The 9,681-nt window shown below is 66.8% G+C and carries 11 protein-coding genes; 9 read left to right on the forward strand and 2 right to left on the reverse strand.

From position 1 onward, the window contains the following. The 8 genes from pstC (at position 1) to RH90_RS22155 (ending at position 7,681) form a co-directional block, all read left to right on the forward strand. Positions 1–1,377: a phosphate ABC transporter permease subunit PstC gene (pstC, locus tag RH90_RS16270; protein WP_010187097.1), complete on the forward strand. Its 1,377-nt coding sequence runs from the start codon at positions 1–3 to the stop codon at positions 1,375–1,377. Further along, a complete protein-coding gene (gene pstA, locus RH90_RS16275; protein WP_010187099.1) occupies positions 1,370–2,683 on the forward strand; it encodes a phosphate ABC transporter permease PstA in 1,314 nt (437 codons plus the stop codon). The genes pstC and pstA overlap by 8 nt, the downstream gene beginning before the upstream one ends. Continuing rightward, the gene (pstB, locus tag RH90_RS16280; protein ID WP_010187101.1) at positions 2,680–3,450 is read left to right on the forward strand and encodes a phosphate ABC transporter ATP-binding protein PstB; all 771 of its coding nucleotides are present in this window, start codon (positions 2,680–2,682) and stop codon (positions 3,448–3,450) included. The genes pstA and pstB overlap by 4 nt, the downstream gene beginning before the upstream one ends. 7 nt (positions 3,451–3,457) lie before the next feature. Further along, on the forward strand, positions 3,458–4,156 hold the full coding sequence (gene phoU / locus RH90_RS16285; RefSeq protein ID WP_037492858.1) for a phosphate signaling complex protein PhoU: 699 nt from the start codon (positions 3,458–3,460) through the stop codon (positions 4,154–4,156). Between the two features lie 5 nt (positions 4,157–4,161). Then, positions 4,162–4,854, forward strand: a complete 693-nt coding sequence (gene phoB, locus RH90_RS16290; protein ID WP_010187105.1) for a phosphate regulon transcriptional regulator PhoB — start codon at positions 4,162–4,164, stop codon at positions 4,852–4,854. Positions 4,855–4,937: 83 nt separating this feature from the next. Next, on the forward strand, positions 4,938–5,300 hold the full coding sequence (locus RH90_RS16295; RefSeq protein ID WP_010187107.1) for a hypothetical protein: 363 nt from the start codon (positions 4,938–4,940) through the stop codon (positions 5,298–5,300). 166 nt (positions 5,301–5,466) lie between these two features. After that, a complete protein-coding gene (locus RH90_RS16300; RefSeq protein WP_010187109.1) occupies positions 5,467–6,366 on the forward strand; it encodes an SDR family NAD(P)-dependent oxidoreductase in 900 nt (299 codons plus the stop codon). 184 nt (positions 6,367–6,550) lie between these two features. Beyond that, positions 6,551–7,681: a sensor histidine kinase gene (locus RH90_RS22155; protein WP_010187110.1), complete on the forward strand. Its 1,131-nt coding sequence runs from the start codon at positions 6,551–6,553 to the stop codon at positions 7,679–7,681. Positions 7,682–7,706: 25 nt separating this feature from the next. Here RH90_RS22155 and RH90_RS16310 read toward each other — a convergent pair whose 3' ends face one another. Together RH90_RS16310 and epsC are read right to left on the reverse strand one after the other, a co-directional pair. Further along, positions 7,707–8,048, reverse strand: a complete 342-nt coding sequence (locus RH90_RS16310; RefSeq protein ID WP_010187111.1) for a DUF2794 domain-containing protein — start codon at positions 8,046–8,048, stop codon at positions 7,707–7,709. Beyond that, positions 8,048–8,728, reverse strand: coding sequence for a serine O-acetyltransferase EpsC (gene epsC, locus RH90_RS16315; protein ID WP_029625378.1), 681 nt, complete (start codon positions 8,726–8,728; stop codon positions 8,048–8,050). The genes RH90_RS16310 and epsC overlap by 1 nt, the downstream gene beginning before the upstream one ends. A 133-nt stretch (positions 8,729–8,861) precedes the next feature. Between epsC and RH90_RS16320 the strand changes: the two genes are divergently transcribed. Next, positions 8,862–9,644, forward strand: a complete 783-nt coding sequence (locus RH90_RS16320) for a sulfite exporter TauE/SafE family protein (RefSeq protein WP_029625379.1) — start codon at positions 8,862–8,864, stop codon at positions 9,642–9,644. Positions 9,645–9,681: the final 37 nt, after the last annotated feature.

The following is a 9,681-nucleotide window of genomic DNA, read 5'->3' on the forward strand; positions in this document are numbered from 1 at the left end:
TTGTCGATCCTTACTCTCTCCCTCGTCATCGCGGGGCTCGGCCTGATCGGCTGGCTGACGGCGCGAATGCGCGCCGTTGGCTTTCGCCGCGGCAGCACTGCGCGGTTCAGCTCGCTGCCGTCGCATTTCGGCGGCTTCGTCGCTTTGTGGACGGTGCTGCCTGCCGCCCTGTTCCTGTGCATCTGGGTCTCGACCTCGCCCGCATTGGTGACCGACCGCGTGTTGCACGATCCCGCCGCGGCGCAATTGCCCCCGCCCGGGTTCGACCGGGCGGCGATCCTGTCCGAAGCGCGCAGTCTCGCTTCGGGCAACAGCTTCGGCGCGTTCAACCCGCTGTCGCAGAAGCTGGCGCCGGCTTATGCCGCCGCGCAGAACCGCAACGACTGGATCGGCTCTGCGGTCGCGCTGCTGCTCGCCTTCGCTGCGGGCGGCGTCGCCTATACCCGCGTCCGCCCCGATTTCCGCGCGCGCAGCAAGATCGAGCGCGTCGTGATGGCATGCCTGCTCGCCGCCTCGCTGATCGCGATCGTGACGACGATGGGGATCGTCGCCTCTTTGCTGTTCGAATCGTGGCGCTTCTTCAGCGTCGTGCCGATCGGCGATTTCCTGTTCGGGACGCACTGGAGCCCGCAAGTCATCGACCCCGCCGACCCGGGCAAGACGCTCGGCGCGGTGCCGTTGTTCTGGGGGACGTTCTTCATCGGCGCGGTGATCGCGATGCTCGTCGCGATCCCGTTCGGGCTGATGAGCGCGGTGTATCTCACGCAATATGCGACGCCGCGCGCACGGCGCTGGATGAAGCCGATCCTCGAAGTGCTCGCGGGCGTACCGACCGTCGTTTACGGCTATTTCGCCGCGCTGACGGTGGCGCCGGCGGTGCGTGATCTGGCCGTGTCGATCGGCATCACCTGGGCGAGTTCGGAAAGCGCGCTGGCAGCTGGGCTGGTGATGGGGGTGATGATCATCCCGTTCGTCTCCTCGATGGCCGATGATTCGCTCGCCGCCGTCCCCGGCGCGATGCGCGACGGCAGCCTCGCGATGGGCGCGACCTCCTCCGAGACGATCCGCCGCGTACTACTTCCCGCGGCGCTGCCCGGCGTCGTCGGCGGCGTCTTGCTGGCGGTCAGCCGCGCCATCGGCGAGACGATGATCGTCGTGATGGCGGCGAGCGGCGTCGCGACGCTGACGCTCAACCCGTTCGCGAGCGCGACCACCGTCACCAAGCAGATCGTCGATCTGCTCACCGGCGAGGCCGAGTTCGACAGCCCGAAGACGCTCGCCGCCTTCGCGCTGGGGCTCACGCTGTTCGTCATCACCCTGCTCCTCAACATCGTCGCGCTGACGGTCGTGAAACGGTATCGCGAAGCCTATGAGTGACGCCCCCATCCTGAGCGGGCTCGTCCCCGGTGTCGCGACGACCGAGGCGGGGCCTGCGGACCGCGCGCCGACCGACTGGCGCACGCAGTCGATGCAGCGCCGCATCCGCCGCCGCTACGCGTCCGAGCGCCGCTTCCGCTGGCTCGGGCTCGGCGCGGTGGTGCTGTCGGCGGGGTTCCTCGCGGTGTTGCTCGTGACGATGGTGTATAACGGCGCGAGCGGCTTCCTGCAGACGCGGATCGCGGTGCCGATCGACTTCGCGCATGCCGGCCTGCTGCTGACCCCCGCCGAATTGCGCGGGCCGGGCGCGGACCTTGCGCTGTCGACCGCCAATATCGAGGGGCTGACCGACGCCTCGGCCAAGACCGCGTTCGGGCCCGGCGGCGATCGCTGGCTTTCCGACGGCGGCTGGCTGCGCGTGCGCGAGGCGTTGAAGCGCGACCCCTCGCTGCTCGGCGCGCGCACAACGATCTGGGTGCCCGCGGCCGATGCGATCGACGTCGCCGCCAAGCGCCAGGGCGACCCGGCCTCGGAAGCGATCGTAGCACAGCTTGAGAAGCGCCACGCGATCTCGACCGGCTTCAACCTCCCCTTCCTCACCGCGTCGGATTCGAACGATCCGACGCGCGCGGGCATCTGGGGGGCGTTCAAGGGCTCGCTGTTCACGATGCTGGTGACGCTGCTGATTGCCTTTCCGGTCGGCGTGCTGTCGGCGCTCTATCTCGAGGAATATGCGCCGCGAAACCGCTGGACCGACCTGATCGAGGTCTCGATCAACAATCTCGCGGCGGTACCCTCGATCATCTTCGGCCTGCTCGGGCTCGCGGTGTTCCTCGGTACCTTCGGCCTGCCGCGCTCGGCCTCGATCGTCGGGGGCCTCACGCTTGCGCTGATGACGATGCCGGTGATCGTCATCGCGGGGCGCAACGCGATCAAGGCGGTGCCCCCCTCGATCCGCGACGCGGCTTTGGGTGTCGGCGCGAGCCCGATCCAGGTCGTCTTTCACCACGTCCTGCCGCTCGCGCTTCCCGGCATTCTGACGGGCACGATCATCGGCATGGCGCGCGCGCTCGGCGAGACCGCGCCGCTGCTGATGATCGGGATGCGCGCGTTCATCGCGTCGCCGCCCGCGCGGCTGACCGATCCGGCAACCGTCCTGCCCGTCCAGATCTTCCTGTGGTCGGATCAGATCGATCGCGGCTTCGTCGAAAAGACCAGCGCGGCGATCATAGTCCTGCTCGTCTTCCTGCTCGCGATGAACGGCTTCGCGATCTACCTCCGCAACAAATTCGAGACCCGCTGGTGAGCATTCCCAACCAACACAAGATTTCCGCGCAGCATGTGAACGTCTGGTACGGCGCCAAGAAAGCGATCGACGACGTGTCGCTCGATTTCGGATCGGATCACGTCACCTCGCTGATCGGCCCGTCGGGCTGTGGCAAATCGACCTTCCTGCGCACGCTCAACCGGATGAACGACACGATCCCCGCGGCGAAGGTCGAGGGCGAGATCACGCTCGACGGCGAGGACATCTACGCGCCCGAGATGGACGTGGTGCAGCTCCGCGCCCGCGTCGGCATGGTGTTTCAGAAGCCCAATCCCTTTCCCAAGTCGATCTTCGAGAACGTCGCCTACGGCCCGCGCATCCACGGCCTTGCCGGCAACAAGACCCAGCTCGGCGAGATCGTCGAGCGCTCGCTGCGCCGCGCCGGCCTGTGGGACGAAGTCAAGGACCGGCTCACCGACAGCGGCACCGCGCTGTCGGGCGGTCAGCAGCAGCGGCTGTGCATCGCGCGCGCGATCGCGGTCGACCCCGAGGTGATCCTGATGGACGAGCCCTGCTCGGCGCTCGACCCGATCGCCACCGCCAAGATCGAGGAACTGATCCACGAATTGAAGGGCCGCTACGCGATCGTGATCGTCACGCACAACATGCAACAGGCCGCGCGCGTCTCGCAGCGCACCGCTTTCTTCCACCTGGGCACGCTGATCGAATATGGCGCGACCTCGGACATCTTCACCAATCCTCGGCAGGAACGCACCAAGGATTACATCACCGGCCGGTACGGTTGAACGGGACATGCCATTGAACGATCATACGGTTAAGGCCTTCGATGCCGATATCGGCCAGCTTCGCGGGCTCATCGCGCAGATGGGCGGAATGGCGGAGCATGCCATTGCGGGCGCGATGGAAGCGCTGCGCCGCCACGACCTCGAAGGCGCGCAGCTCATCATCGCGGGCGACAAGAAGATCGACGCGCTCGAGCTCGAGGTCGAACAGCTCGCGGTGCGCATCATCGCGCTGCGCGCCCCGCTCGCCGACGATCTGCGCGAGGTCATCGCGGCACTGAAGATCGCCGGCGTGATCGAGCGGATCGGCGATTACGCCAAGAACATCGCCAAGCGCGTCCCCTCGATCGAGAGCCATGGCGAGATCGAGCCGCTCTCGGTGCTGCCCGCCATGTCGGCGCTCGCGGTGCGAATGGTGCACGACGCGCTCGATGCGTTTGCCGCACGCGACGCCGATGCCGCGGTCGAAGTGTGCCAGCGCGACCGTGAGGTCGATGATTTCTACAACAGCCTGTTCCGCGTGCTCGTCACCCACATGATGGAGAATCCGCGCACGATCGGGCAGGTCACGCAGCTCCTCTTCATCGCCAAGAATCTCGAACGCGTGGGCGACCATGCGACCAACATTGCCGAGATGATCTACTACGCCGCAACCGGCACGCACATGGTCGAACGTGACCGCGGCGCCCTTCCCAGCCTGACGGAGTAAACGATATGGCCCGCGCCAAAATGCTGCTGGTGGAAGACGATGCCGCGCTCGCCGAGCTGCTGATCTGGCACTTCAAGCGCGAGGATTTCGAGATCGCGCAGACGCCCGATGGCGAGGAAGCGCTGCTGCTCGCGAAGGAGAATACCCCCGACATCGTGCTGCTCGACTGGATGGTCGAGGGGCTGTCGGGGATCGAAGTGTGCCGCCGCCTGCGCCGCATGCCCGAGACGGCGAACGTCCCGATCATCATGCTGACCGCGCGTGGCGAAGAAGAGGATCGCGTCCGCGGGCTCGAGACCGGCGCCGACGATTACGTCACCAAGCCCTTCTCCCCGCGCGAACTCGTCGCGCGCGTCGGCGCTGTGCTGCGCCGCGTGCGTCCGGCGCTGGCGGGCGAGCAGCTGACCTATTCCGACATCGAGATGGATACCGTCGGCCACAAGGTCCGCCGCTCGGGCGAAGTGATCCCGCTCGGGCCGACCGAGTTCCGCCTGCTGAAACACTTTCTCGAACATCCCGGCTGGGTGTTTTCGCGCGAGCGGCTGCTCGACGCGGTGTGGGGGCATGACAGCGACATCGAAAGCCGCACGGTCGATGTCCATATTCGCCGGCTGCGCAAGGCGATCAACCGCGGCGACCGGCCCGACATCATCCGCACGGTGCGATCGGCGGGCTACGCACTCGATTCGGGAGCGTAAAGAAAAACGGGACCCATGCGGCACAATGTGCGTTGGACCGGACGAGCAGCACACCATGCTGCCCGTTCGCAGGAGACTGTTTTATGAAGATCATGATGTTCGCGGCGCTCGCCGCTATCGTCGCCATGCCCGCTCTGGCGCAGACCACGCCCGCGCCGGCGACCCCCGACACTTCGATGAGCCAGCCGCAGCAGCAGCCGGCTCCCGGCCAGCCCGCCCCGGCCGCCGACCCGGCAATGGCGCAGCCCGCCGCCCCGGCCGCCGATCCGGCAATGGCACAGCCCGCTCCTGCGCAGGCCGCGCCGGCTGCCGCCCCCGCAGCCGCAGCACCGATGGCAGCGACCGGCGACTATCCGGCCTGCTCGCGCACGGTGAAGGATGGCTGCACCGAGCGTTCGAACGCCGCCGGTGCCCGCGTCCACGGGAAGCGCATGCACAAGCGCTGAGCCGGCGCCGGAATTTTCCGGCGAGGGCGTGCAAGAGTTGCCGTTACGGCCGGCGTGCAGAAGCTCTGCACGCCGGCCTTTTCGTATCTGCAGTATGCCGATCGCGGCTTGCACGCGGCGCGCAATTGCCTAGGACGCGCCTCAAACCACCTAGAGGAGTCCATCCATGTCCATCCGTTTCGATGATAAGGTCGCCATCGTCACCGGCGCCGGCGGCGGTCTCGGTCGCGCTTATGCGCTGGAACTTGCCAAGCGCGGCGCGAAGGTCGTGGTCAACGATCTCGGCGGCTCGCGCGATGGCACCGGCCATAGCGACGCGGCGCTGAAGGTCGTCGAAGAGATCAAGGCGGCCGGCGGCGAGGCGATCTCGAACGGCGGCAGCGTCACCGAGTACGAGCAGATGGTCGAGATGGTCGCCAAGGCCAAGGAGACCTGGGGCGGCGTTCACATCCTGATCAACAACGCCGGTGTGCTGCGCGACAAGAGCTTCGCCAAGATGGAACCGGCCGATTTCAAGTTCGTCATCGACGTCCATCTCAACGGCTCGGCCAACGTCACCAAGGCGGTGTGGGAAACGATGCGCGGCCAGAATTACGGCCGCATCCTGATGACCGCGTCGTCGACCGGGCTCTACGGCAATTTCGGCCAGGCCAATTACGGCGCGGCCAAGCTCGGCCTCGCTGGGCTCACCAAGACGCTCGCGATCGAGGGTGCGAAGAACAACATCAAGGTCAACACGATCGCGCCGACCGCGGGCACGCGGATGACCGAGGACCTCTTCCCGGCAGAAGCGTTCGCCGCCTTCGCGCCCGAGAAGGTCGCGCCTGCCGCGCTCTACCTCGTGTCGGAGGAATCGCCGACCAACATGATCATCGGCGCGGGCGCCGGCGTGTTCCAGGCGGCGTACGTCACGCTGACGCAGGGCAAGCTGCTCAGCGGCGACGATCTCTCGCCCGAGGGCATCGCGGCGCATTGGGCCGAGATCACCGATCGCGCGGGCGAGATGACCCCGCAGAACGGTGCGGAACAGTCGATGAGCATCCTCAAGAAGCTGCAGGGCGGCTGACCCCGCCGCGCGGTCGGTGCGTCGTCCGGTCCAGGCCGGAACGGCGCGCTGACCCCGCCTCGCCGGATTCGTCCGCCGCAGTCCGGCCACCCTTCTTGTGCGACGCGAAAATTCGCGTACCTTATCAAGCGCACCGTGGGATTCGCGCGCGCCCGCGCCCGCTCACGCAGCGACGGGGGCCTGGGTGACCTCAATTCTGATCGTCGATCATGACACGGTTGCCCGCACTGCGCTGAAGCAAGCGTTCGAACGCTTCGACGGCGTGCGTTGTGCAACGATCCAGCCGTCGGCGGCACCCGACGCGGCCAGTCTCACGGACGGGCGCCACGGGATCATCCTCGCGATCGACAGCGATGGGTCGGCGGACCGCTGGGAGCAGGCGCGCCGCGCGCGCGCCGACGATCCGGCGATAGCGATCGGCTATCTCTCGGGAAACGACGATCATGCCTGGAGCGCGGCCGGCGTGCCGCACAGCGTCGTCTTCGATGCCACGGCCGATCCCGCCACGATCGCCACCGTCTTCCTGCGACTCTGCCGCTTGGCGCAGCAGGGCGTGGGCTTCGCGGTGGATCGCGGCGCGCGCGCCGACCTCCCCGATTTGAGCACCGCACGCGCGCGGCTCGCCTCGCTCGGCAACGATCTGATCCATCTGTCGCGCCTCAACGCGATGGGAATGATGGCGACGACGCTGGCGGACGAACTTTCGCAGCCGCTGACGACGATCAGCAACCATCTGGCGGTGGCACGGATGCTCGTCGATCGCGCGGGCGACCCCGTGCTCATCGCCCAGTCGCTGCAGGCCGCGACCGAGGGGAGCCGTTCGGCGGGCGAGATCATCCGGACACTGCAATCGCTCGCGACCCCGCGCGAGACGCACCAGGATTCGGTCGTGCTCGATGACATGCTCCGCGATGCCGCGGATATCGTCACGCTCGGCCGCCCCGGCGCGCGGATCACGCTGGATCTTCCGGCGTCGCTCATCGTCTCGTGCGACCGCATCCTGATCCAGCAGACGCTGCTCAACCTGCTGCAGAACGCGGTCGATGCTGCCGACGGCACGCCGGTCGATATCGTCATCAGCGCGTCCGACAAGGGGCAGGTCGTCGAAATCTGCGTGGCGGATTCGGGGCCCGGAATCGACCGGACGCTGCTGCCCGACGTGTTCGAACCCTTTGTCACGACCAAGAGCGACGGACTGGGGATCGGCCTGCCGATCTGCAAGGCGATCGTCGAGGCGCAGGGCGGGGTCATCACGCTCCGCAATCAAGCCGAACGCGGCGCGATCGCCTGCTTCACAGTGCCGCGGATCGCGTAGCGATCCCCGCGCGCGGCACGTCTGGTCAGTCGACAACCTTCATCAAGCGCCGCTCGACCGGCGCGAGCACCGCGCCGAGCTCGGGCCCGCGCTTGAGCACCATGCCATGTTCGCCGATCAACGCCCACATGCCCTGCTTGTGACGCAGCGCGGGGCGTTTCTCGACGCGGAACTCGGGGCGCTCGGCGGCACGGCGGAAGGCCGCGAAGACCGCCGCCTCATGGCCGAGATCGATTGCATAGTCGCGCCATAGCCCTGCGGTGACCATCCGACCGTACAGATCGAGGATCCGGTTGAGTTCGAGGCGGTCGAAGCCGATCTGCAGCGGGGCGCCACGCGCGCCGGGAAAAGGGGTGACCGTTCCCATCAAGCCCGATCGCGTATATCGGTATTTTCGAGCAGCAAAGCGTCGAGCCGCTTGCGCATCGTCTCGAGCTCGCAGCGCAGCAGTTCGACCTTCTGCGTCGCCGGATCGAACATGTCGCGGCACGGCGTGCCGTAGGCAAGGAATTCGACCGGCTTCTGCCCGCCCTCGACCATCGTCGCGCGCGCCGGAATGCCGACCATCACCGCACCCTCGACGACATCCTTGGTGACCACGGCATTCGCGCCGACGCGCGACCCCTTGTTGAGCGTGATCGGACCGAGCACCTGCGCGCCCGAGCCGATGATGACGTTGTCGCACAAGGTCGGGTGGCGCTTGCCGGCCACGCCGTTGTCGGGGCTGGTGCCGCCGAGCGTCACGCACTGATAAATCGTGACATTGTCGCCGATATGCGCAGTCTCGCCGATCACGACGAAGCCGTGGTCGATGAAGAAATTGCGCCCGATCGTCGCACCCGGATGAATGTCGATCGCGGTCATGAAGCGCGAGAAATGGTTGACCGCGCGCGCGAGGAAGAACAGCCGCGCCTTGAACAGGCGATGCGCGATACGGTGGTAGCCGAGCGCCCACACGCCCGGATAGGTCAGGATCTCGAGCCGCGACCGCGGGGCCGGATCGCGCGCCTTGATCGAATCGAGATAGGCGATCAATCGTCCCATCATTGCGGTTTCCCCTTCATCAGCGCGCTATCTAACGCTTCGACCCGTCGAATTAAAGGCGCAGCCGGTCGCTAAGTTTGCAGAAGTAAAGCCTATCTTTCTTGTAGGATTTGAAAAAGGCGGTGATCTGTTGACGATGCCCGATCTTGCGACTGTCGATTTCGCTGCCGTTTTCGCGAGCGTGCTGCCCTTCATCCTGATCGGCTTTGCCGCGCAGATCGTCGATGGCGCGCTCGGCATGGCGTTCGGGGTGATCAACAACACATTGCTCGTCGTGCTGCTCGGCATGCCGCCGGCGGTCGCTTCGGCGAGCGTCCATGCGGTCGAGACCTTCACCACCGCGGCGTCGGGCGTCAGCCATATCGTTCACCGCAATGTCGACTGGCGGCTGTTTCGGCGCCTCGTCATTCCGGGGATGATCGGCGGCGCGCTCGGCGCCTATGTGCTGAGTCATATCGACGGCGCGGTCGCGCGGCCGTTCGTGATGGCGTATCTGTCGCTGATGGGGCTGTATCTGCTCTACCGCGCCTATCGCGGACCGGTCGCGCCCAAGCAGCCCAAGGTGATCGAGCCGCTCGGGCTCATCGGCGGCTTTCTCGATGCCGCGGGTGGCGGTGGTTGGGGCCCGGTGGTAACCTCCAACCTGCTCGTCCAGGGCGCCGCACCGCGGACGACGATCGGCACGGTCAACACCTCGGAATTCTTCCTCACCGCGACGATCTCGGCGACCTTCATCGCGACGCTCGGGCTCAAGGCCTTCACGCTGCAGACGCTCGGCATCCTCATCGGCGGATTGATCGCCGCGCCGATCGGCGCGGTGATCGCCAAACGCGTGCCGGCGCGCCGACTGATGGGAATGGTCGGCGGCCTGCTGACCGTGACGAGCGCCTATTCGGTGTGGGCCGCGCTCGCAAATTGAGCAGGAAGCCCCTCCCCTTCAGGGGAGGGGTTGGGGT

It is taken from the genome of Sphingomonas sp. PAMC 26605 (assembly GCF_000241485.1).
Classification (GTDB): Bacteria; Pseudomonadota; Alphaproteobacteria; order Sphingomonadales; family Sphingomonadaceae; genus Sphingomonas.

What these genes read in the sequence shown, in the direction of transcription:
- pstA (WP_010187099.1), top strand. Translation starts at nt 1,370, where the DNA reads ATGAGTGACGCCCCCATCCTGAGCGGGCTCGTCCCCGGTGTCGCGACG.
- RH90_RS16310 (WP_010187111.1), bottom strand. Translation starts at nt 8,048, where the DNA reads ATGGGAACGGTCACCCCTTTTCCCGGCGCGCGTGGCGCCCCGCTGCAG.
- phoB (WP_010187105.1), top strand. Translation starts at nt 4,162, where the DNA reads ATGGCCCGCGCCAAAATGCTGCTGGTGGAAGACGATGCCGCGCTCGCC.
- phoU (WP_037492858.1), top strand. Translation starts at nt 3,458, where the DNA reads ATGCCATTGAACGATCATACGGTTAAGGCCTTCGATGCCGATATCGGC.
- epsC (WP_029625378.1), bottom strand. Translation starts at nt 8,728, where the DNA reads ATGATGGGACGATTGATCGCCTATCTCGATTCGATCAAGGCGCGCGAT.
- RH90_RS16300 (WP_010187109.1), top strand. Translation starts at nt 5,467, where the DNA reads ATGTCCATCCGTTTCGATGATAAGGTCGCCATCGTCACCGGCGCCGGC.
- RH90_RS16320 (WP_029625379.1), top strand. Translation starts at nt 8,862, where the DNA reads ATGCCCGATCTTGCGACTGTCGATTTCGCTGCCGTTTTCGCGAGCGTG.
- RH90_RS16295 (WP_010187107.1), top strand. Translation starts at nt 4,938, where the DNA reads ATGAAGATCATGATGTTCGCGGCGCTCGCCGCTATCGTCGCCATGCCC.